A 21,526-nucleotide genomic window follows, 5' to 3' on the forward strand; every position below is an offset into this window, starting at 1 on the left:
AAGCTACAACCGCTCTCAAGGAATTTCTGGCCATTCAGATATACTTTTTGATCGCCAATGCGCGCGATTGACTTTGCCCGCTCTCGCGGGGAAAATGGAGAAAGGTGTTAGGTAAATAACTGTTTCTAAATGGTTTAACCTTTTGTCACCTCTGCCGGGGCTGGCCGGGGTAATATGAAAAACGCAAGGTGCGCACCATGGTGGCTGATCCGCAGCCTGAGGATTACTACAGCTATATCCCGGAAAGCCGGCTCTGCCATGCACTGGGCTGCACCCTGCAATCCACCGGGTTCACGCGGGTTGGCAAACACGCGCAGTATCCGGCGCTGAGTCACCCGCAACACCATCTGTTCAGCCGCCGCAAGGGCCGGGTGCTGCAGGCCTACCAGATCGTCTTTCTGTCCGAAGGGCGGGGCCGGGCCGAGCTTGGCCACGGCAGCAAACCCTTTGATCTTGAGGCGGGCATGGTCTTTGTGCTGTTTCCCAATGTCTGGCACCGCTACGCGCCGGAACCCGCGACGGGCTGGACGGAACATTGGGTCGAATGCAAGGGCACGGCTTTCGACATGGCGGTGAACTCGGGCCTGCTGGACAAGAGCCGCCCGGTGTTTCGCAATCCCGACACTGCTGCGATCGCCGCGACCTTCGCCGAAATCCATTCTCTGGCGCGCGCCAATGCGGTGGGGAACCAGCCGGTTCTGTCGATGCTGGGGCTGAAGCTGCTGGCCATCCTCGCCGGCCCGCGCACCGCCAATGAGGACAGCACCAACCGGCTTGTGAACACTGCGCGGATGATGCTCTTGGAAACCTGCACCGAGAACCGCCCGATGGAGGAAATCGCCGATGCGCTGAACGTGAGCTATTCCAACTTGCGGCGCAGGTTTCGGGGGCACACGGGCCTGTCGATGAAGGAATACCAGACTGCGATGCGCCTGCAGAAAGCCAAGGATCTGCTCGACAACACCGATCTTTCGATCAAGGGCGTGGCGGCGCAGCTGGGGTTCAGCTCGGCCTTCCACTTCTCCAACCAGTTCCGGCGCACGGTCAGGTGCCCGCCAACGGATTGGCGGGCACGCCTTGCCGCGGGGCGGGAGGAGCCCCTAGCAGACGCGGATGACCTCTAGCCCGAGCAACGCGCCCAGCTTTTCGATCCGCGCCGCGATATGGCCCACCCCCACTGCGCAGTGATGCGCGGGGGCGGCGGCATTCCAGCTTTCCACGAAGCGTCGTGCGCCCAGGGGGAAGCGGTAGCGGCTGTTGGTGTTGCCGATCTCCAGCGTCGGGCCGGGCACAGACTCCCCCTCGGCCACCAGAAGCGAGACCTTCCCGCCGATCTCCAGCACCGAAAGGCAGGTCACGGGGCCATGGCGCACGCTCATCTCCACGCTGACCCCGGCCCCGACCTTGCCGTGATACACCTCAAGCGGGCGCACTTTCGTTTTGCCCTGCGCGATCTTCGTGTGGCCAGGCCCGTCGTGGCCCATGATCACCACGTCATCCACGTAATCCATCGCGTAGTACTCGGTGAACGAGCCGCCCGCGCCGAAACTGTCCATGATTTTCATGGCTTGCGCGTTCTTCACCTCGTATTCGCCCGCGATGGGCACGCCTTCGGCGGTCAGCATCGAGCAGCCAAGGATCACCGAGGTGATGATGTCTTCATGCGCTGATCCCGGCGTCGCCTCGTAGTAATAGGCCATCGCGCCCAGCCCGTGGCGCTCCACCAGTGCAAAGAGCGCGGCGGCGGTGCGCGCGGCGCGCCGCAGTTCCTCGGGGCTGCAGTCGGGCTGGATGTCGAACTCTCCCCTAATCCGGGTGAGCATGGCGTCCACGGCGGCGTCATCCAGCTGCGCCCGGATCGCGGCCAAGGCGTCGATCTCCACGATCTCGATGACCGTGCCGAAGGCGGCAGCCTGACAGGTCATATCCGAGTAGATATCCAGCATGCCGTTGTAATAGCGGCCCATCACGCCAAGCTTGCTGTGCGCCATCACATGAGCCACGCGCGCGGCCTCGATCCAATCCTCGATCTGCCCATCCACATGGGCATCACCCTCCAGAACGCCGGTGATCTGGTGAAACTCGATGCCCGCGCGGGTGAAGACATTGGCGATTTCCGGCACCGGACAGGCCGCGCAATGGGCCAGCCATTCGCCCGTCATCCGCGTGCGGTCCCCCAGCGCGTTGAAGGCGGCGTAGTCCATCGCGGCCACCGGCTGCAGGTTCAGGATGATCACCGGCACGCCCGCGCGGCGCACCACCGGCAGCACCGTGGACGACAGCGCGTAGGTCGTGACATAGAGAAAAATGACATCCACATCCGCGGCGCGAAAATCATGGCCTGCCTGAACTGCCTTTTCCGGCGTATCGATCAGGCCGAGGTTCACCACTTCGACCCCGTCGCGCGCGAGCTTCCGCTCCACCACGCCGACGTAGGACTTCAGCCGCGCCTCCAGCCCCTCGAACTGGGGCCAGTAGGCGTCAAGCCCGATGCCGAACAAGCCAACTTTCAAAGGGGTTTCGGCGATTCTGGCCATTGTCTGTGCTCCTCCCGTGATGCGCCTCGCCCGGCCGCCCCACGGGGCGGACCGGCCCTTGACGCAACCCTCATCCTGCGATCAGCCTAGCGGGCGAAACCCGGTGGCGGCTGACCGGAGCCATGCAAATATTGATCACAAAACGCGGACGGAGGGCGCCCTCGATCAAGGCAAGTTGCGTGTGTGCCCGGGCATTCCGATCACCTTGAGGAGCGAACTGGGGCAAAGCACGGTACAGGGCAGAGGAGCAGGCGAACAGGAGCCGAAATGCTTTCGAACAAGCGCAAACTTCTTTTCCATGCGTCTTTCAGCACCCCGTCACCAGCGCTCCCAAGTGGGCCTTGCAGTTGGAAATACTCCAAGCAAAGAACTCGTTCAGAGCGACACGGTGATGCCGCCATCCACGTAGAGCACATGGCCGTTCACGAAGCTGCTCGCGGGCGCGGCGAGGTAGACGCAAGCGCCCACGAGTTCCTCCACCTGGCCCCAGCGCCCAGCGGGGGTGCGTTTTTGCAGCCAGTCGTTGAAGCTCTCGTCGGCCATGAGCGCGGCGTTCAGGGGTGTTTCGAAGTAACCCGGCGCGATGGCGTTGCAGTTCAGCCCGTGGCGGGCCCAATCCGTGGCCATGCCCTTCGTGAGGTTGGCGACAGCACCTTTCGTCATCGTGTATGGCGCGATGCCGGGGCGGGCGAGGGCGGATTGCACGCTGGCGATGTTGATGATCTTGCCCGCGCCGCGCTTGATCATATGGCGCGCCACGGCCTGCCCAACGTGAAAGACGCTGGCGATATTGGTCTGCATCAGCTGCTCGAACGCGGCTTCCGGGAAATCCTCAAGCGGAGTGCGGTGCTGCATCCCGGCGTTGTTGACGAGGATGTCGATGGGGCCCACCTCGGCCTCGAAAGCATCCACCGCATCGCGGGCGGCGGCGTGGTCTGTCACGTCGAAGGGCAGGCGGTGGATGCGCGCGCCCTCGGCCTCTAGCTGCGCGGCGGCGCGGGTCAGTTTTTCCACGTCGCGCCCGTTCAGCGCCACCTCTGCCCCCGCCTGTGCCAGACCGCGCGCAAGGGCGAAGCCGATGCCTTGCGTCGAACCCGTGATCAGCGCGCGTTTGCCCGCCAGTGAAAACAGCTCTGCCATTCGTGCCTCCCGTTGCCTTCCCCCTTGCTAGCGGGCGCAGGCGGCGGGTGCAAATGGCAGAGGCTGTAATGCCAAACTCAAGCGGCCTGCGCTGCGCCCCGAACCGCCTCACCCGCATCCGGGAGCAGCTCCGCCAGCATCTGCTGCCAACGGGCGGCAAAGCGGGCTTGAGAGAGCGCCTGCACGGGGGCGTTCGCATGGCCCGCAAAGGCTCCGTCGGCGGCCGCTTCGATCGCATCGCGCCAGGCCTCCGGCGTGCCGACCTCCACGCGAAGTGCGCCATCGGCGATCTGATCGCGCAGGCCATCGACATCGGCCACCAGCACGGTGCGGCCCGCGGCGAGGGCCTCTTGTGCGACAAGGCCGAATGCCTCCCAGCGCGAGGGCATCAGCAGGGAGTCGATCTCGGCCATGGCTTGGCTGGGATCTGCGCGAAAGCCCTCGAAACTGATGCGCGCATCGCCCTCGGCCAGCGCTTTCAGCTCCTCTTCCAGCGGGCCCGCGCCGAAGATTTTCAGGCGCAGGGCGGGATCCTGCGTGGCCCTGAACGCCTTGATGCCGGTGGCAAACCCCTTCTGCTCATGCAGGCGGCCAATCAGGCCAAACACGCGCGGTGCGCCTTGCGGGGCTGGCAGGGCGGCGAAGCCTGTGAGATCCACGCAGGGGCTGATCTGGAACAGCTTTTCCGCCCGCGCCAGCCCCTCGCGGCGCATCCAGTCGCGCTGATCGCGGCTCACGGCCACCACGGCGTCCATCATCGCGTAGGCGGTGCGCAGCAGGGTGCAGAAGCGGCCCATGTGGCGCACTTTGCGGGCAGCGAAACCGGCCGTGTAGCTGTGCTCGATATGGATGAGCGTGGCGGCGGGGTGCATGGCGCGCAGAGCGATCAGCGCGGGCAGGGCGCGCCAGCTGATGGTGAGATGGGAGACGATCACATCCACACCCGTCTGCGGCGGCAGGATCGCGCCGCGGCGGGGCAGCACGTGCACGCGGTGCTCGGCATCGGCGCGGATGGCTTCGCAGCCGGTGATGTAATCGACAACGCGCAACACGCCGCCGGCGGTGGTGTCATCCATCAGGTGCAGGATCTGTTGCTTGGTCATGGGTCTGTCTCCTCGATGGGGCGCTTAAGCGGCGCGGCGGGTGAAACGGAGGGGATCGATGCCGGGAATGGCAAGGGCGAGGGCGGCGGCGACGGTGGTCAGGCTTTTGCCGGGTTCGTGCAGGAAGGGCTCGGGCGAGGCCGTGAGCGCGCGGCGCAGGTAGTGGCGGGCGGCCCGCCCATCGCGGGCGGCCACGGCGCGGCGGGCGAGGTAGCGCAGCTGGTAGGCGCGGGCCGCACCTTCGTGAGAGGCGAAGAACTCGGGCGCGAGCGGGCGCAGCTTGGCGATCACGTTTTCCCAGCTGGCGAGCTGCTTTTCCGTGCTGGCCGAAAGCCCGCCGGGCGCGACGCGATAGAGCGTCAGATCGCCCGCCACGCCTTCGATTTTCCAATCGGTGGTGAGCGCAAAGCGCAGCCAGCATTCGATGTCCTCGGACTGGCGGAAGCGTTCGTCGAAATAGCAGATGCGGCTGGAGTTGGCGGGCTGGCGGAAGGCGATCTCTTCCAGCGCGGCGCGGCGCATCACGGCGGCGGAACCATTGCCCACCGGGTTGCGCTTCAGGATATGCGCAGGCGTGATCCCGGTGAGGCGCGGGCGCTGGGAGATACCGACGGGGCGGCTCTCCATATCGATCAGCGCGCTGCCGGCGAAGGAGAGGCCGAGCGTGGCGTCGCTGTCGAAATGGGCGGCATGGGCGGCAAGCTTGCTCGGGGCCCAGAGATCGTCGGAGTCGCAGAAGCCGATGAGGGCGGCGCGGGCGGCGTGGATGCCGGAGTTGCGTGCGCCTGCAAGGCCGCGGTTGGCCTGACGGATGTAGCGAAAGCGGCTGTCGGCGAGGAAGGGCGCGGCCACCGCGGAGGTGGTGTCGGTGGAGCCGTCGTCGATGATCACCACCTCGAAGTCGGTGAAGCTCTGGGCCTGCAGCGAACGCAGGGTTTCGGCGATGGTGGCGGCGGCGTTGAAGGCGGGAACGACGATGCTGAAACGGGGCATGGGGATCACTTTCAAACAGTTTTACTGGGCAAAGAGCGATTGGCGCAGGGAGCGGGGCAAGGCGGGGGCGGCTGCGGCGGCCAGTGCGGTCAGCCCGCCCCGGCGCAGCGGCGACAGAAAAGCGCGGGGCGAGGCGCGCAGGCCCGCTGCCGTGAGCCGGGCGGCCTTGGTGCCGCACATGTCCAGCCGCAGCGCGCGGCGGGCAAGGTAGCGCAGGTAGACGGCCTCGGCCTCGGGCGTGGTCTGCACCCCGTAGCGGGCGGCAGTGGCCAGCGCGATCTGGCGGGAAGCAGCCATTTTCTCCAGATCGGCGGAGAGCCCGCCTTGGGAGGCGCGATACCAGACATGCAACTGCGGCAGGCCCCGGATCACGCAGCCCTCGCCCACGGCTCGGATCAGCCATTCCAGATCCTCGTTCTGGGCCATATCGGTGGCAAAACCGCCGGTCAGCGCGAAGACGTCGCGCAGCACGGTCAGGTTGGACAGCGTGCAGACCGGGTTCTCCCCAAGAAGCTGCGCGATGGTCAGCGCACCCTGCGGCACGGTGGAGGTGGTGGAGGGCTCGCCCTCGCGGGTGAAGAAGGCGATCTGGCTGTAAAGCGCGTCCGAGCCCGTGGCGGCGAAGGCTTCGGCGAGATCGGCGAGCTTGGTATCGGTCCAGAGGTCATCGGCGTCGCAGAAGGCGAGGTAGCGGCCCGTGGCGCGGGCGGCCCCAAGGTTGCGCGCGCCGGAGGGGCCGTTGCGCCCCTCATCCACAAGGCTGATGCGCGGGTCGCGGGCGGCATAGGCCTTGAGGATGGCAAGGGTCGCGTCAGACGAGCCGTCGTCTACGCAGATCGCCTCCCAATCGGTGAAGCTCTGGGCGATCAGGCTGTCGAGCGTGGCGGCGATGGTGGTTTGCGCGTTGTAGCAGGGCAGGATGATGGAGAAGGTTGTCATCGGATCAGGCCTCCGGTTGGGCGTGGCGCGGGGTGGGCGCGGTGAAGGGGGAGAGGATGCGCAGGGCGGCAAGGCCGAGGATCAGGCAGCAGGTGGCGAGGTAGCCCCAGGCCATGGCCGTCAGGCCCAGAGGCGCGGTGGCCACGGTGGAGGCGGCGAGCGCACCGGTAAGGGCGAGCGTGATCCACAGCTCCACCTGCGGGCGGTTCTCGGCACGAAGTTGCGCGGCGCAGACCGTCCAGAGCGTGAGCGGCAGGGCAGAGAGGCAAAGCACGCTAACGGTAGGGGCGATCAGCGCCCAATCCGCGCCCAGCAGGGCCGGGACATAGAGCGGAGCGAGCAGGGCCTGCGCCGCCACGAAGGGGGCGATCATCGCAAGGGCGATCCCGGCGGCCTGCAGCGAGGCACCCTTGCCCTTGCCGGCGGCGCAGAGCTGCGGAAACAGCACGGTGCCAAGGGCGGCGGTGAAGGATGTCGCAAGGCTGAGGCCGGCGTTGAAGGCCATGAAGTAGTAGCCAAGCGCATCCGCGCCGAGCAGCGCGCCCACCAGCAGCTTGTCGGCATGCAGGCGCAGGGCCTTCACCATCTCGGTGCCAAGGATCGGCGCGCCGAAGGTGGCGAAGGGGCGCAGCGGCGCTGCAGAAACACCCGGCACCGGGGCCCAGGGGCGCAGGCGGCGCACGGCGATCAGCCAGAGCGGCGCGGAGAGCACGCGCGGCAGGATCAGCGCCAGCGGCGAGGGGAAGGCCAGCGCTAGCGCCACGGCGGCGGCGTTCGCCCCAACGATCTGTGCGCCGGAGATGGCAGCCATCTGCTTCATCTTGCCATCGCGCATCGCCAGCGCGGCCTGCACGATGCCACCAGGCATGAAAAGGTATTCCAGCGCGGCAACGGCCAGCAGGCCAGCGATCACCGGCAGCCCGGCGGCCCAGAGGGCTGCGGCCACGGCCAATTGCAGCGCGAACAGGCCCAGGCACCAGGCCCAGACGATGCGGCGGGCTGCCTTGCAGGTGCCCTCCAGCGCGCCCTTGTCGGCGGCGATCACCCGCTGCACCACGCCGTTTTCCGCCATCGCCTTCACGATTTCGGCCACGGCAAGCGCGGCTGCGGCCGTGCCGATCTGCTCGGGCGACAGGGCGCGCGCCACGGCAAAAACCACGAAGAGGCGCGACAGTTTCGAAGCCACCTCGCTGGCGCCATAGGCCATCAGGTTGGCGGCGAAGGACTTGGCGTTGAGACGGGTGGGGCGCATCGGTATTTAGGCTCGCTGGGGTTATGAACTGGCTGCACCCTAGCCGGTCCCCAGCCGCGCCCGCGCCGTGCCGGATGGCTGATGGGCGGCGAAATTGGTGCAGAATTATCCCATTCGGATAGGAATACGATCCGCGCGGGAGCCTCGCGCTAGGTGGCGCGCGGCATTAATGCTCTAGTGTTGCTCAATAAAATCGAGGTGTAGCAGTGACCCTCAACAAAATCGGACATGCGCCGCTCAAGCGGGCGCTTTTGCTTGGGTTCGCCGCCGTTGCGGTGGGCTGCACGCCCGTGGGCAATCCCCAGAACATCGAACCCGTCGCGCGCGGTGATGGCTATCAGGCGCAATACCGCGATCCCGATCCGCGCCAGCGCGAGCAGCCCCTGCTGCGCTCCGAAGGGATGAACGCTCAGAAATGCCTGCCGTGGCGCGGCGATGGCGGCGGCGATGCAGGCAAGGGCGGTGGCCTGAACACCGTGGCGCTGCAGGGCGAACGCGTCTCGCGCAACGACATCCTCGATGTGCGCGTCGGCGCGGATGTGGATCTCACCGGGCGCTATGTCGTCTCCCGCGATGGGGCGCTGAAGCTGCCTTTCATCCGCGCGATCCCCGCGCAGGGGCGCAGCGTGGAAGAGATCGAGGCCCGGCTGGAGCAGGAGCTGCTGGCCTCCGGCCTCTACGAAACCTTGCCGCCACTTTCGGTGCGCATAGCGGATTTCGCCTCCGTCACGGTTGGGGTCTCAGGCTCGGTGTTCGAGCCGCACCAGATCGAGATCGGCGGCGTGTCCGGCGATGAGACAGACACCGAACGCCAGCTTGCACTCGGCGCTTCCACTGAGGCGCGCAATCTTTCGGCCGCCCTGCGCGCCGTAGGCGGAGTGCGCCCGGATGCCGATATTTCCGCCGTCGAGCTGCGCCGCAACGGCCAGCTCCACGTGATCGACATGCGCGGCGTCTTCGAGGGGCGCAACATGATCGACGTGATGCTGATCACTGGCGACACGATCTTCGTGCCCTCGCGCCAGTGCTTCCAGGACGATCTCATGCGTCCCAGCCCGATCAGCCCGCCCGGCGTGACGATGTTCCTCTCCAACCTCACCCAACCGGCGCAGCACAACGCCAATTCCGCCATCGGCCGCGACGTGCGCCAGATGCCCTATGGCACGCGCTTCCTGCAGGCGGTGGTGGACAGCAACTGCGTCGGCGGCGCCAAAACCTCTTCGGCCCACCGCTCCGCCGCACTTCTGTCGCGCAACCCGGAAACCGGGGTTTCGGTGGTGATGCATCGCGACATCGAGGCCATGCTCGATCGCGGCGACCGGGACGACTACGACCCTTACATCCTGCCCGGCGACGCGCTGGCCTGCTACGACAGCACCGTAACCAATATTGCCGAAGTCGCGCGGGTGCTGGGCCTTGTCGGCGTCGCCCTTGCGCTCAACTGAGCCTACTTTGTTCTAAAAATATCTTCGGGGGGCGCGGGGGGCAGACAGCCCCCCGCTCTTTTTCAACCTGAGGGGCAGCCGGGCCCCACGGCCTTTAAACTAGGGGCTAGTCCCTAATAAATTCCTACTAGGAACCAGATCAGGCCCCGGCAAGCCTGGGCTCCGTCGCCTCCCAGGCCGTGCGCGCACGGGCCACGGCTTCGGCGAGGGCTGCGCCTTTTGCGGACTTGGCGAGCGTTTCAAGCTGCCTCAGATCCGCGCCGAAATCCTCCGCGCCAAACAGCCCCGCTGAGGCCAGCGCCTTATGGGCCAGCGCCGAGATCTGCGGGCCGGCGTCCGGCGCGTCGGCCTCCATCAGGGCCTCTGCCTCTGTGAACAGCGCGCCGATCTCGTCTCTGAAACGCGCCAGCATGGCGTTGTAGCCATCCGCCCCCATCAGATCGACCGTGTAACCATTGCGCAGCGCAGTCCTTGCTCCGGGCGCAGGGCTCTTTTCGGCGGAACCGGCGGACAGCCCGGCCACCTCACGCAGCACACCGTCGATCTCGGCGGCAGAGACGGGCTTTCCGAGAAAGCCGTTCATCCCGCCCTGCAGGTATTTCTCTTTGTGTTCGGGCAGCACATTGGCGGAGAAGGCATAGATCGGCACTGCATGAGCCGCATGGGACGGATCGCGGATCTGGCGCGTGGCGGTGAGCCCGTCCATCACCGGCATGTTGATGTCCATCAGGATCACGTCATAGCCGCCGTCGCAGGCGGCAGCCACGGCCTCGGCCCCGTTGGCGGCAAGCGTGCAGGCGTGGCCGCTTTTCTCTAGCAGCCGCTTCACCACGAAGGCGTTGATTTCATTGTCTTCCGCCACAAGCACATGCATCCGGGGCAGGCGCGGCTTGGCAGCGGGGGCCGGATCGGCGTCCGCAGGCGCGGCGCAGGGGGGGAGCGGCAGGCGGAACCAGAAGACGCTGCCTTCGCCCTCGGTGCTTTCCACGCCGATCTCGCCGCCCAGAAGCTGCACCAGCCGCCGCGCAATCGAGAGCCCCAGCCCCGTGCCGGACTCCTTGCCATGCACCGGCGGGCCGCTGGTTTCGAAATCCTCGAAAATGCGCCCCAGATCGGCTTCGGGGATGCCGATGCCGCTGTCGATCACGCGAAACTCCACGTTGGGCGCGCCGATGGGGGCGGCTTCGTCTTGCTCCAGCTCGATGTCGATCCGGCCATTGCGCGTGAACTTGATCGCATTGCCCACGAGGTTGAGAAGGATCTGCTCGATCCGGCCCCTGTCGGCACTGACCCAGTCAAGCGATGCCCCCGCCCAGGCCCAGCTGATCGCGGTGCCGTTGCGCTCGGCTGCGCTGGCCTGCCCGTCCACCACTTCCTGCAGGAAGGCCCCCAGATGCAGCGGCGCTTCCTCCACCGGGAGCTTGCCGGCTTCGAAACGGGCGATGTCGAGGATCGCGTTGACGTGTTGCATCAGCTGGCGGCCCGAGATTTCCATGTTGGACTGATACTGCCGCTGCTCAGGATCCTGCCGCGTGTCGCCCATCAGGGCGAGGTTGCCCAGAAGCCCGTTGAGCGGCGTGCGGATCTCGTGGCTCATTACGGCAAGGAATTCCGATTTCGCCCGTTCACCGGCCAGCGCCGCATCGCGCGCCTCGGTGAGGGCCGCTTCGCTTTCCTTCTGGGCGGTGATGTCGCGCAGGAAGGCGATGACGATCTCGCCCGCGTCGCTGATCGCCGACTGCAGGGCCAGCTCCACCGGCAGGCGGCTGCCGTCCTTGCGCACCGCTTCCAGTTCGATCCGCCCCTTGCCAACGAGCTTCTTCTCCCCCGTGGCGGCCATGCGCGCCATGCCGGCCGCATGGGCCTCGCGCAGCTCGGGCGGCACGATCAGATCGCCGATTTTCTGGCCCCTGACATCTTCGAACCGGTGGCCGAAGATCGCCTCGGCCGCCGGGTTGAAATCCAGCACATGGCCCTCGGAGTCCGCCACGATCACCGCGTCGAGCGCCGTGGAGAGGATGGTTTCCATATGCGCATTCGCTCGCGCAAGCTTCTGGCCCCGGCGGCGGCTGCGGCTGTGTTCGCGCCACGAATAGGCCGCCAGCAGCGCCAGCGCCACGAAAAGCACGCATGTGAACACCGTGAACCCCAGCAGCGTGGAGGACATGCGTGCGCGGGTGTTGTCGGAGGTGTCGGCGAAGGCGGCAAGGCCGGTGAGGTAGAGCGAGCGCACCACGGGGCGCACGGCGTCGACTTCGCCCAGAAGCGCGGGCAGGGCGGCTTGCAGCGCTGCGTCGTCTGCGTCGATCATCGGGGCGGCGTCGTTCAGAAAGCTGCCGATCCGGTCCAGTGCGGCCTGAACTTCGGGCTGGGCGCGTGCGGGCGCAAAAGCGGAGCCGTTCGACAGGATCTGGTGACGGCTGTAGAAGATGTCGAAATCCTTGCGCACCGCGGAGAAATCCGGCGCGGGTTCATGCTCGGCCTCCTCCAGCGCGATGTGCAGGTCAAGGAATTCGATCTCTACCTGCGAGAGCGTCCATTGCACGCTGTCATGGTCCGCCGATTGCAGCTCCAGCAGATCGGAATATACGCTGCGCCCAAGAACCACGATGGCCACGGCACAAAGCAAAGCGCCGAGCCCGAAAACCCAGCGCAGGGCGCCATGCAAGCCCCTGTTTTCTGTGGTGGTGTCTTGCATCCAGCCCCACGCGTCCTGCGGCTTCCGCTTCACCATGTCACGGATCCAGCCTGAGCCTATTAAGCTGTGTAACACTGCGCGCGTAAACGCTTTCTGTACGGAAATAGGCAGAGGAGTCGAACGGGTAAAGCAGCCAGAGCGGGCCGAAGCCGCGCCGGGGCAGGGGCTGGCCGTCCATTTCATAGGCGATGACGGGGCCTGCGCCGTGGCGCAGATCGCCGGGCGGGATCATGGCGGCATAGTCATTGAGCGCCATCGCTTCTACGGTTTGCCCGCCTGCGTTGAGGTGGGCCAGCAGATCGGCCAGCGCCACGCCGGTGAAATGATGGCTGCCGTCCGTCCAGATCGTGCTGGTGGTGAACTGGGTGCGCTTGAGGCTGCGCAGGGTTTCAAGGCTGATCGCGAAGGCTGCGCCGTCAGGGGGAAGGATGGTCAGGGCGCCGCCCGCCACGGGCGCTTGCTCCGAGATCGGCAAAGCCATCAGGGACGCGGCTTCGCCCACGGGCAGGGGCTTCGGGCCGAGGGGCAACCCGATGGCCAGCGCAAGGGCAATGGCGAGCGGCGCGACCAACGCGCGAAAGGCAAAAGGGACAAGCATCGCTTTTCTCCACGTTGGGCTGAGTTTGCCCGATGCGCAGCCGCTTCGCGTGGCCCCAAGCGGATGGGCCCCTATCCGATCGGGTAGGGGCCCTGAGCGGCTGCTGTTTCAGGGGATGATGCAGCCGCTATGGGAAGGTTCGAAGCAGGTCAGAGGCGCGATCCGGTCCTTCTCTTTCGCCCGGCGGCACGCCGGGCATCCCCCGTCCGCCCCCCACGGGCGGGGGCTTCACCCCCACCCTGCGGACGGTGGCGGCCCTTCGCAAACCTGACCAAGTTTTGTTGCCCCTGTCAGTAGGCACCGCGCCCGGAGACGACGGTGCGGAAGGTCAGGCCGATCAACAGCAGATCGAGCAGCAGGCTCTGGGAGCGCACATAGGCGACATCCATGTCGATCATGCGCTCAAAGCCGATGTCGGCGCGGCCCGAGACCTGCCAGAGCCCGGTGAGGCCGGGTTTCACGGCCAGGCGTTCCAGTGCCTGCGGCGGATAGGCGGCGACCTCTTCCTGCAAGGCGGGGCGCGGGCCGACGATGGACATGTCGCCTTTCAGCACGTTCAGGATCTGGGGCAGCTCGTCGAGCGAATAGCGGCGGATGAAGCGGCCGATGCGGGTGACGCGCGGGTCGTTCTTGCTCTTGAAGCAGATACCTTCGCGGTCCGAGGAGGCCAGCAGCGCGGCGCGGCGCTCCTCGGCGTCCAGATACATCGAGCGCAGCTTGTAGAGCGTGAAGGTCTCGCCATCCTTGCCGACGCGGGTCTGGCGGAACATGGCCGGGCCGCGGCTTTCGAGCCGGATCGCGATCATCAGCGGCACGAAGAAGGGCACGAGGATCGCCAGCGCGCCGAGGCTCACGGCGATGTCCAGCACCCGTTTGGGGGAAAAGCGTGCCACGCGGGCCTTGAGCGCATCCTTGGCGGCGTGGGCGAGGAAGGTGGCGTTGCCGATCAGGTAGCGGCTGGCCATGCGGCGCGGCTCCATCGCCAGACGCCAGGCCCATTCCATCCGCGCGGCGCGCACCGGGCGCGGGGCCCGGCGCACATTGCCTGCCCAGAAATCGAAGAGTGCACCCACGGCGATGGTGATCTGGGCGTTCAAGAGCGGGGCGAAGCGATCCATCCACAGCTCCTGACGCGGAACACCCATGGCGACGAGCACGATGTCGGCCCCGCTTTCATTGATCGCGGCGATGGCGCTGGTGGCATCTTCGGCCCCATCATAGCCATCGCGGGTGCCCGCGATGCGCAGGCCGGGGACGGCGGCGCTGATGGCCTCTGCCGCGCGCTCGGCGGTGCCGGGCTTGCCGCCGAAGAGGAAGACGCTCATCCCCCGGGCGGCGGCTTCCCGCATCACGCGCGGGGTCAGATCGGTGCCGTTGAGGTTCTCGGCGATCTGCGCGCCTTTCATCCGGGCGGCAAGCTCCACGCCGATGCCGTCGGCCAGCACCAGATCAGCGCGGCCAAGCGCCTTGCGGTAGGCTGTATTCTTTGCCGCCATATTGGCGCAATGGGCATTCAGGAAGCAGACACGCCGCCGGCCGGGGGCGAAGATGGCCGCGATCGCCTGGGGAGCGGTCGCATTGGCGAGGGGGGTGCCAAGCACCTCCACCACCGGCAGCTGGGGGCGCGGCGTGTCTGCCTTGGGAACAAGATACTCGTGACGCATTTCCATCGGGTAAACTCCGTTTTGCTGCCTTTGGTTTTGACAGGTCCGGGCAGCGGCCACCGCATATCGGGCGGACAAAAGGCGCTCTCGGGTGGCTGGGGTTTGGCCCGTGCGGAGGGGAAGGTTTCCCTTCTGGTCAAGCAGGGCGCGCAAAAGGATAGGGCGGCGGCGCAAAACGGGGAAAGCACGGGTGTTTTTTTCCCTGTCCCTTGCGCGCAAACGGGCTAAACTCGCCTCAGAGTTTCATTGTGAGAACAACAGGCCAGCCCTTGCGTATCCTTATTGCAGACGATCACGACCTCCTGCGCGACGCGCTTGTCGCCTTCATGAAAAACGAAGACGGGATCGAGACCCACACGGCGGCGGATCTCGCGGGAGCCTGCAAGCTGATCGACGGCGATTACACCTATGATCTGGTCCTGCTGGATTACAACATGCCCGGCATGAACGGGCTTGAGGGGCTGACCAAGGTTCTGGGCATGAACGGCGTGCACCGGGTGGCGCTGATCTCGGGCGAGGCGGATCGCAGCGTGGCGCAAGCCGCGATGGAGCAGGGGGCGATGGGCTTCATTCCCAAGACGCTGCCGGCGAAATCGCTGGTGAACGCGATCAAGTTCATGGCCATGGGCGAGAAATACGCGCCGCTCGATTTCATGACGGCCGCGCCCGAGGAAAACGACAACGCGTTGCTGAAGAAGCTCACCGAGCGCGAAACGCAGGTGTTGCGGGGGCTGACGGAAGGCAAATCCAACAAGGAAATCGCGCGCGATCTGGAATTGTCCGAACCCACCGTGAAGCTTCACGTCAAGACTCTTTACAAGAAGCTGAATGTCGCCAACCGCACGCAGGCCGCGCTTGTGGCGCGGGATGCTGGGGCGTTTTAGGCCATTTCATTTTGCTTTTGATCCTGTTTCGCCAGAAACAGGCACGCGCCCGCCCGCCCGTCACACCGAAGGTGTGCCTCCGGCACAACGCGGGCGCGTTCGCGCCCACCCGGGCGAGCGCTTACCGCTCTTGGAGAGCGGTTCGCATATTGCTCACTACCCAACCGGATAGGCCGCCTAAGCCAATGCCTCACTTGGCCTCCGCCCGGGATCACGCGCCAAAACGCTCTTAACTGGCACAAGGGCGGCATCCCGAAGCCAGTGAGCCAGTGCCCCCATGATGAAAGCCCAGATCCCCGCCGCCGAAGACGCCACCCCCGTCACCCCGGCCAAACCGCGCAAGGCGCGCAGCCGGTTCTGGCGCTACACCCGCTATCTGGTTGTATTCGCCCTGTTCACAGCCGGGGTCTGGGTGCCGATCATCGGCTACCTGAAAAGCGTGCCGCCCACTTATACCTCGCAAGCCAGCTTGATCCTGCCGGGCGCGGGCGTGTCAGCGTCCGTTAACCTCGACAGCATCGGGCAGGCCTCTTCCTACGCGTCTTCGGCCTTCGCCAGCCATTCGGTCAGCCCCACCGAAACCTACAAGCGCCTGCTCGCCGCCGACCGCACCCGCTCCTATGCCGCCGCGCGGATGGACATCCCCGTGGCCGCTTTCGCGCGCCCGCGCGTGGAACTGGTGGATCAGACCGGCCTCATCAACATCGAGCTGAAAGCCGGCTCCCCGGAAGAGGCCCGCGCGCAGGCCGAGGCGCTGTTGGCCACCTTCTTTGCCGAGCTGGACCGTCTGCGCAGCGATGATCTGGAAGTGCGCGAGCAAAGTGCCGTCGCCGCCATCGAGGAATACCGCAACTCCGTCATGGCCACGCGCGAGAGCGTCACCCGGCTGCAAGGTGAAACCGGCTTCCTGTCGGACGATCAATTCGCCGCACAAGTCACCGAGAACGACATCCGCCGCGCCGAAGTGGCCGCGCTGCAGGCCAAGCTGCAGGACCGCACCGCTTTCGTGGCTGCACTGGAAGCTGCGCTGGGCATGAGCGCCGCGCAGGCCGCCCGCGCGCTCGATCTGGCCGCCGATGAGGAATATATGGCGCTGAAGAAGGATGCCTCCGAGAAGGCCGCGCTGCGGGCGGAAGCCGCGTCCAAATACGGCGCACAGCATCCCCAGATGATCGCCGCCACCTCCACCTACAGCCAGGCCGCCGAGGCCGCGCTGATCAAAGCCGTGGCCATCACCGGCCTTGCACCGGCACAGGCGCAGCGACTGAACCTCTCGCAAGAAGGCGATCGCACCGCGCTGATGAGCGATCTTCTGCGCGGGGAGGCCGAGCGCGCCGGGCTGGCCGCGCAGTATGAGGTGCTCAACGCCCGCTACGAAGCCGAGCGCCAGCGGCTGGAAACGGCCTCGCTGGCTGCCGCGCAACTCAAGGACATGCAGCGCGATTTTCAGGTGGCCGAGGCCGTCTTCGCCTCCGCCATCGCCCGCGCGCAATCCTCCAAAGTGGATGTGTTTGCCTCCTATCCGCTCGTGCAGGTGCTGGAAAACCCGACGCTGGCCGACAAGCCCTCCTCTCCGCGCAAGAAGCTTGCCATCGTTGCGGGCGGTGCGGCCACCTTCATGATCCTGATCGCCCTTGGGCTTGGCTGGGTGCGCCGGGGCATCATCCGCTGGCTCACCACGCCGGGCAACACCGCCGCCGTTGCGCCGCAGGCCGAAGGCGCAAGCGCATGATGGGGTTTTCCAGCTTCACCCCGGCCAACCCGGCGGAGCGGATGGTCTACCGCACGCTGGCCTGGACCTGGCCCTTCTATGCCTTCGGCGCGCTCTACATCGTCGGCCCGGTGCTGGCGTGGCTGCTGGGCGGGCTGGCCGCCATCGCGCTCTACCTCGGCCCCGCCATGCGCAGCGATCTGCGCGCAAGCCCGATCCCGCCGGTTGTCTGGGGCTGGATGATCGGGATGCTTGCGATGCTGGTGATCCTCTGGGCGGGGCATGTGAATTTCAACTTCGGCCTGAAACAGACGATCAAATCCTCCATCGGCTGGGCCAAGGGCTGGGCCCTGATGGCGCTGTTTCCGCTGGCCGGTGCCGTGCTGCCGATCCGCCGCGAAGCACTGGTGCGGGGCCAATGCGTGGTCGGGCTCTGGACGCTGATCCTGATCCCCATCCTTTTTGCCGCGCCCTACATCGGCCTGCCCGAGCGCATCTTCACCTCGCCGCTTAAGGCCGTAGGCGGGCCGGGGCCGGAATACTTCAGCGTCTATTTCTTCACGTTCGATCCGGCCAGCTGGCAGCCGCGCTGGCAGTTCTATGCGCCGTGGTCGCCCTTTGCGGCACTACTGGGCGTGATCATGATCCTCTTTGCGCTGGAAGAAAAAGACCGCCGCTGGCAGGCGGCCGGGCTTGCGGCGGGCGTGCTGATGGTTCTGGCCTCGCGTTCGCGCATGGGGCTCGTGGGGCTTGTCGGCTGCACCCTGCCGCCGCGCCTTTTGCCCTTGGTGGCGCGCAGCTGGGCATGGATGATGCTCGCGGGCCTCACCGTGCTGGCCTCGATGTTTTCTGACGGGATCGCCACCGCCATCCGCAACGTGATCTACAAGTTCAAGAACGCCCGCGCCGACAGCACCCGTGTGCGCGCCACGCTGCAGCGCATCGCGGAAGAACGCTGGCGGGAAGAGGCCGTGTGGTTTGGCCATGGCCGTGTCGCGCCGGGGAGCCACGCGGTGGAATACATGCCCATCGGCAGCCACCACACGTGGTACGGGCTTCTGTTCGTGAAGGGCATCACCGGCCTCTTTGCCTTCCTGATCCCGCTTCTGTGGAGTGCGGGGCTTGCCATCGTGGACGCCGCCAAGGGCGCGCGCGGGCGCTTGCCGCTGGGGATCGTGCTGGTGTGCGTGCTGCTGTCGATGGGCGAAAACATCGAGATCGAGGCCTATCTGATCTGGCCCGGCCTGATGATCCTTGGCATCCACGCCCGCGAAATCGCAGCAGAAAAACGCGCCGCAAAACACGCAGCAAAACGCGCCCGCGCCGCTTCGGCTGCGCCTTGTGGCACTGGCCCCGCGCCGCAAGCCGCCTAGCTGTGCTTTCGGGGTGCCTTTTCCCTTGCACGCAGGCCATAGCGGCAATAGAAGGGCCTCTGATTTTAAAGGAGCCCCGCCGCCTATCCGTCGCGGCCCGGCCAAGACGAGGACGACGAAATGCAGGTCACCGAGACCCTGAATGAAGGCCTGAAACGCGCCTACGCCATCACCATCGGCGCCGACGAGCTGGACGCGAAGGTCAACGAGAAGCTTCAAGAAGCCCGCCCCGAGATCGAGCTCAAGGGCTTCCGCAAGGGTAAAGTTCCGATGGCGCTGCTGAAAAAGCAGTTCGGCCCCCGCGTTCTGGGTGAAGCGCTGCAGGAAACCATCGACGGCGCGATGAACAAGCATTTCGAAGATTCTGGCGACCGCCCCGCGCTTCAGCCCGAGGTCAAGATGACCAACGAGGACTGGAAAGAAGGCGACGACGTGGCTGTCGAGATGTCCTACGAAGCGCTGCCGGAAATCCCGGAAGTTTCCTTCGGCGACATCACGCTCGAGAAAATGGTTGTGAAGGCCGATGAGGAGTCCATCGAGGACGCCCTGAAGAACCTCGCCGAGACCGCCCAGAACTGGGAAGACCGCAAGTCCAACGCCAAAGCCAAGGACGGCGATCAGGTGACGATCGATTTCCTCGGCAAGGTCGACGGCGAAGCCTTTGAAGGCGGTGCTGCAGAGGATTACCCGCTGGTGCTGGGCTCCAACTCCTTCATTCCGGGCTTCGAGGATCAACTCGTCGGCGCCAAGAAGGACGATGAAGTTGAAGTGAAAGTCTCCTTCCCGGCCGAGTACCAAGCCGCGCATCTCGCCGGCAAGGACGCCGTGTTCGAGTGCAAGATCAAAGCCGTGAAAAAGCCGGTTGCCGCCGAGATCAACGATGATCTGGCCAAGCAGTTCGGTGCCGAAGATCTGGCTGCCCTGAAAGGCCAAATCGCTGAGCGTCTGGAAGCCGAATACGCCGGTGCCTCCCGCGCCGTCATGAAGCGCGGCCTGCTGGACGCGCTGGACGGCAAGGTCTCCTTCGATCTGCCGCCGACCCTGCTGGACGCGGAAGCCAAGCAGATTGCCCACCAGCTGTGGCACGAAGAAAACCCGGACGTGCAGGGCCACGACCACGCCGAGATCGAGCCGACCGAAGAGCACCTGAAGCTGGCCGCCCGCCGTGTGCGCCTTGGCTTGCTGCTGGCCGAGCTGGGCCAGAAGGCTGAAGTGAAGGTCTCCGACTCCGAGATGACTCAAGCGATCCTGAACCAGGCCCGCCAATACCCGGGCCAGGAACGCGCCTTCTTCGAATTCGTGCAGCAGAACCAGCAGATGCAACAGCAACTGCGCGCGCCGATCTTCGAAGACAAGGTCGTCGACTACATCTTCGAGCAAGCCAAGGTGGAAGAGAAAGAGGTCTCCAAGGCCGATCTCGAGAAAGCCGTGGAAGCGCTGGACGACGAATAATCCTTTCGCCCAACCGGGCAGGGATAGAAAGGCCGCCTTCGGGCGGCCTTTTTTTTGCGCGTCGGTCGCCGCTGCGGGGGATTGGTCTGGCCGGGCGGGCAGGCTGCACTAGGTCCTTGCGAGACACCGCGAACACAAGGGAGAGACGTGCATGTTTAAAGGTCTTGGACTGTCCATCGCCATCATCACCGCAGCCATGGTTGGCTTGCCTGTGCTGCTGCTGCAGGCCGTCTGAACGGAACCTGAGCGATAAGGAGGCTTTGCGCAATTTGCCGTGCAAAGCCTCTTCGCACGGCGCTGCTGCCGCTTTAGCCAGGCCAGGCATAGCCTTGCGAGGCGCGCATGAGCGCGCCAACCGCGGGGGAATGGCGACGCCCCGGCACGGTGGCGGCGCAGATCACGCGCTCCACACATGGCTCCACGAGCGGGCGTTGCAACAAGCCGGGCAGAGTCACGGAGTATTCAGGCATGAAGGCAAAGCCGATTCCGGCGAGTACCATGGCCTGCACCCAGTCTTCTCGCTCCGAGCGGAAGCGTGCGTAGAGTTCGACGCCTTCCGCGTCGCAAACCGACATCACCATCTCGCGCATCTCGCAAACCAGCCTGTCCACGTAATCCTCACCAGACAAATCAGAGAGCGCCACGGCGTTCAGCCGCCCCAGCCGATGGTCTGGTGGAAACACCACCACATAGCGCTCCGAATAGAGCGGATGCAGCCTGAACGCCTGCTCCAGATCCTCGGTCTGCGTGAGAAAGGCGACATCGATTTCGCCCTCGGACAACTGATCCTTCAACATGTCCATGCCGGCTTCACGCACTGAAAGCTCCATGCCTGTGTGGCGCTTTTCAAAGGTCGCAAGGAAGCGGGCCAGCCGGACGTGGCCCACGGTGGACAGCACCCCGAGGCGAACGGGTACTTTCTCCAGCAGCCGGAAATTCTCTGCCAAAACGCGGGTGGCCGCTGCCTCATCGGCGATGTGCTGAAGATGGGGCAGCATGGATTTTCCAAAATCCGAAAGCAGGATCCGCCGCCCCTCGCGGTGAAAGACAGGTGCGCCAAGCTCCTCTTCCAATGCCTTGATACCCTTCGTGAGGGCAGGTTGGCTCACGTTGCACTCCGCGGCGGCGCGCGTGAAATTCAGCTGCTTGGCAGCCGCCAGCACATATCTGATCTGAAACATCTCCATCGCCAGGGCTCCAGTTTTGGGCGTCTTGCGGTTCGGTTGGCGTCCGTCCTTTCCTGCCGGACCGGTTTGCCGCGTGGGCCCGGTCTGCCGGCGAGTGTCTCATACTATCCGGTTTCGTCAAAACCGGGAGTTATCGAACCATAACCAACCGGTCGTTCCCTTGGATCCGCCCCGGTGGTGGAATGAGGCAGGATGTAATCAGCTTGAGAAAGGAACTTCGATGTCGGTTTTCATGGTGGAAAGAAATCTTGCCGGGATCAGCATGGACGATCTGGCGGGCGCGCAGAAGGCGGCCATCGCGCAAGCGCAGACCATGTCGGAGCAGGGGGATGCAATCCGTTACATTCGCTCTACCTTCGCGCCGGAGGACGGGCGCTGCATGTGCCTGTTCGATGCTGAGAGCGCGGAACAAGTGCGCAGCCTGAATGACGTGGCGGGCTTACCCTATGATCGGGTCGTGGCTGCGATGGATCTCACCCCGTAAAGGCCGGGTGCATAGGATTACCGCCAGGCTTGTGCTCGGGCTGTGGTCAAACGAAAACAGCCGCCC

Annotated in this window: 17 protein-coding genes; 7 read left to right on the plus strand and 10 right to left on the minus strand. The window is 65.6% G+C overall.

The genetic code is table 11. The annotated features are described in order from the left end of the window. Positions 1 to 197 precede the first annotated feature (197 nt). Positions 198 to 1,124, plus strand: coding sequence for a helix-turn-helix domain-containing protein (locus tag KVX96_RS08325; protein ID WP_261193906.1), 927 nt, complete (start codon positions 198 to 200; stop codon positions 1,122 to 1,124). Here KVX96_RS08325 and KVX96_RS08330 read toward each other — a convergent pair. The 6 genes from KVX96_RS08330 to KVX96_RS08355 form a co-directional block, all read right to left on the minus strand. Beyond that, a complete protein-coding gene (locus KVX96_RS08330) occupies positions 1,101 to 2,537 on the minus strand; it encodes an arabinose isomerase (RefSeq protein WP_261193907.1) in 1,437 nt (478 codons plus the stop codon). The genes KVX96_RS08325 and KVX96_RS08330 overlap by 24 nt on opposite strands. Positions 2,538 to 2,912: 375 nt before the next feature. Next, positions 2,913 to 3,677 carry an SDR family oxidoreductase gene (locus tag KVX96_RS08335; RefSeq protein ID WP_261193908.1) on the minus strand — a complete coding sequence of 255 codons (765 nt, stop codon included), beginning with the start codon at positions 3,675 to 3,677 and terminating at the stop codon, positions 2,913 to 2,915. A gap of 77 nt (positions 3,678 to 3,754) precedes the next feature. Beyond that, on the minus strand, positions 3,755 to 4,780 hold the full coding sequence (locus KVX96_RS08340) for a glycosyltransferase (protein ID WP_261193909.1): 1,026 nt from the start codon (positions 4,778 to 4,780) through the stop codon (positions 3,755 to 3,757). A 24-nt stretch (positions 4,781 to 4,804) separates the two neighbouring features. Then, positions 4,805 to 5,773 (minus strand): glycosyltransferase family 2 protein, encoded by a 969-nt coding sequence (locus KVX96_RS08345; protein ID WP_261193911.1) that lies wholly within the window; start codon positions 5,771 to 5,773, stop codon positions 4,805 to 4,807. A gap of 21 nt (positions 5,774 to 5,794) precedes the next feature. Then, positions 5,795 to 6,712 (minus strand): glycosyltransferase family 2 protein, encoded by a 918-nt coding sequence (locus tag KVX96_RS08350; RefSeq protein WP_261193912.1) that lies wholly within the window; start codon positions 6,710 to 6,712, stop codon positions 5,795 to 5,797. Positions 6,713 to 6,716: 4 nt separating this feature from the next. After that, complete coding sequence (locus tag KVX96_RS08355) at positions 6,717 to 7,964, minus strand: oligosaccharide flippase family protein (protein WP_261193913.1); 1,248 nt, start codon at positions 7,962 to 7,964, stop codon at positions 6,717 to 6,719. A gap of 206 nt (positions 7,965 to 8,170) precedes the next feature. Between KVX96_RS08355 and KVX96_RS08360 the strand changes: the two genes are divergently transcribed. After that, positions 8,171 to 9,409, plus strand: coding sequence for a polysaccharide biosynthesis/export family protein (locus KVX96_RS08360; protein ID WP_261193914.1), 1,239 nt, complete (start codon positions 8,171 to 8,173; stop codon positions 9,407 to 9,409). Positions 9,410 to 9,548: 139 nt separating this feature from the next. On the opposite strand, the gene KVX96_RS08365 is transcribed toward KVX96_RS08360, so the two are convergent. The 3 genes from KVX96_RS08365 to KVX96_RS08375 form a co-directional block, all read right to left on the minus strand. Then, positions 9,549 to 12,143 (minus strand): PAS domain-containing hybrid sensor histidine kinase/response regulator, encoded by a 2,595-nt coding sequence (locus KVX96_RS08365; protein ID WP_261193915.1) that lies wholly within the window; start codon positions 12,141 to 12,143, stop codon positions 9,549 to 9,551. 1 nt (position 12,144) lies between these two features. Then, positions 12,145 to 12,705 (minus strand): molybdopterin-dependent oxidoreductase, encoded by a 561-nt coding sequence (locus tag KVX96_RS08370; RefSeq protein ID WP_261193916.1) that lies wholly within the window; start codon positions 12,703 to 12,705, stop codon positions 12,145 to 12,147. A 290-nt stretch (positions 12,706 to 12,995) separates the two neighbouring features. After that, complete coding sequence (locus KVX96_RS08375; RefSeq protein ID WP_261193917.1) at positions 12,996 to 14,375, minus strand: WecB/TagA/CpsF family glycosyltransferase; 1,380 nt, start codon at positions 14,373 to 14,375, stop codon at positions 12,996 to 12,998. A gap of 263 nt (positions 14,376 to 14,638) precedes the next feature. Here KVX96_RS08375 and KVX96_RS08380 point away from each other — a divergent pair, with 263 nt between their 5' ends. From KVX96_RS08380 to tig, 4 genes are all read left to right on the plus strand, one after another. After that, positions 14,639 to 15,253, plus strand: coding sequence for a response regulator transcription factor (locus KVX96_RS08380; RefSeq protein ID WP_261193918.1), 615 nt, complete (start codon positions 14,639 to 14,641; stop codon positions 15,251 to 15,253). 277 nt (positions 15,254 to 15,530) lie between these two features. Further along, the gene (locus tag KVX96_RS08385) at positions 15,531 to 16,985 is read left to right on the plus strand and encodes a GumC family protein (protein ID WP_261193919.1); all 1,455 of its coding nucleotides are present in this window, start codon (positions 15,531 to 15,533) and stop codon (positions 16,983 to 16,985) included. After that, positions 16,982 to 18,337, plus strand: a complete 1,356-nt coding sequence (locus KVX96_RS08390) for an O-antigen ligase domain-containing protein (RefSeq protein WP_261193920.1) — start codon at positions 16,982 to 16,984, stop codon at positions 18,335 to 18,337. The genes KVX96_RS08385 and KVX96_RS08390 overlap by 4 nt, the downstream gene beginning before the upstream one ends. 120 nt (positions 18,338 to 18,457) lie before the next feature. After that, positions 18,458 to 19,789 carry a trigger factor gene (gene tig, locus KVX96_RS08395; RefSeq protein ID WP_261193921.1) on the plus strand — a complete coding sequence of 444 codons (1,332 nt, stop codon included), beginning with the start codon at positions 18,458 to 18,460 and terminating at the stop codon, positions 19,787 to 19,789. 308 nt (positions 19,790 to 20,097) lie between these two features. On the opposite strand, the gene KVX96_RS08400 is transcribed toward tig, so the two are convergent. After that, positions 20,098 to 20,970, minus strand: coding sequence for a LysR family transcriptional regulator (locus tag KVX96_RS08400; RefSeq protein WP_261193922.1), 873 nt, complete (start codon positions 20,968 to 20,970; stop codon positions 20,098 to 20,100). A 238-nt stretch (positions 20,971 to 21,208) separates the two neighbouring features. On the opposite strand from KVX96_RS08400, the gene KVX96_RS08405 reads away from it, so the two are divergent. Next, the gene (locus tag KVX96_RS08405; RefSeq protein ID WP_261193924.1) at positions 21,209 to 21,460 is read left to right on the plus strand and encodes a DUF4242 domain-containing protein; all 252 of its coding nucleotides are present in this window, start codon (positions 21,209 to 21,211) and stop codon (positions 21,458 to 21,460) included. Positions 21,461 to 21,526: the final 66 nt, after the last annotated feature.

Origin of the sequence: Pseudoruegeria sp. SHC-113 (genome assembly GCF_025376885.1) — a bacterium.
GTDB lineage: Bacteria > Pseudomonadota > Alphaproteobacteria > Rhodobacterales > Rhodobacteraceae > Pseudoruegeria.

What these genes read in the sequence shown, in the direction of transcription:
- KVX96_RS08400 (WP_261193922.1), bottom strand. Translation starts at nt 20,970, where the DNA reads ATGTTTCAGATCAGATATGTGCTGGCGGCTGCCAAGCAGCTGAATTTC.
- KVX96_RS08390 (WP_261193920.1), top strand. Translation starts at nt 16,982, where the DNA reads ATGATGGGGTTTTCCAGCTTCACCCCGGCCAACCCGGCGGAGCGGATG.
- KVX96_RS08325 (WP_261193906.1), top strand. Translation starts at nt 198, where the DNA reads ATGGTGGCTGATCCGCAGCCTGAGGATTACTACAGCTATATCCCGGAA.
- tig (WP_261193921.1), top strand. Translation starts at nt 18,458, where the DNA reads ATGCAGGTCACCGAGACCCTGAATGAAGGCCTGAAACGCGCCTACGCC.
- KVX96_RS08330 (WP_261193907.1), bottom strand. Translation starts at nt 2,537, where the DNA reads ATGGCCAGAATCGCCGAAACCCCTTTGAAAGTTGGCTTGTTCGGCATC.
- KVX96_RS08345 (WP_261193911.1), bottom strand. Translation starts at nt 5,773, where the DNA reads ATGCCCCGTTTCAGCATCGTCGTTCCCGCCTTCAACGCCGCCGCCACC.
- KVX96_RS08350 (WP_261193912.1), bottom strand. Translation starts at nt 6,712, where the DNA reads ATGACAACCTTCTCCATCATCCTGCCCTGCTACAACGCGCAAACCACC.
- KVX96_RS08355 (WP_261193913.1), bottom strand. Translation starts at nt 7,964, where the DNA reads ATGCGCCCCACCCGTCTCAACGCCAAGTCCTTCGCCGCCAACCTGATG.
- KVX96_RS08385 (WP_261193919.1), top strand. Translation starts at nt 15,531, where the DNA reads ATGATGAAAGCCCAGATCCCCGCCGCCGAAGACGCCACCCCCGTCACC.
- KVX96_RS08365 (WP_261193915.1), bottom strand. Translation starts at nt 12,143, where the DNA reads ATGGTGAAGCGGAAGCCGCAGGACGCGTGGGGCTGGATGCAAGACACC.
- KVX96_RS08335 (WP_261193908.1), bottom strand. Translation starts at nt 3,677, where the DNA reads ATGGCAGAGCTGTTTTCACTGGCGGGCAAACGCGCGCTGATCACGGGT.
- KVX96_RS08405 (WP_261193924.1), top strand. Translation starts at nt 21,209, where the DNA reads ATGGTGGAAAGAAATCTTGCCGGGATCAGCATGGACGATCTGGCGGGC.
- KVX96_RS08340 (WP_261193909.1), bottom strand. Translation starts at nt 4,780, where the DNA reads ATGACCAAGCAACAGATCCTGCACCTGATGGATGACACCACCGCCGGC.
- KVX96_RS08370 (WP_261193916.1), bottom strand. Translation starts at nt 12,705, where the DNA reads ATGCTTGTCCCTTTTGCCTTTCGCGCGTTGGTCGCGCCGCTCGCCATT.
- KVX96_RS08375 (WP_261193917.1), bottom strand. Translation starts at nt 14,375, where the DNA reads ATGGAAATGCGTCACGAGTATCTTGTTCCCAAGGCAGACACGCCGCGC.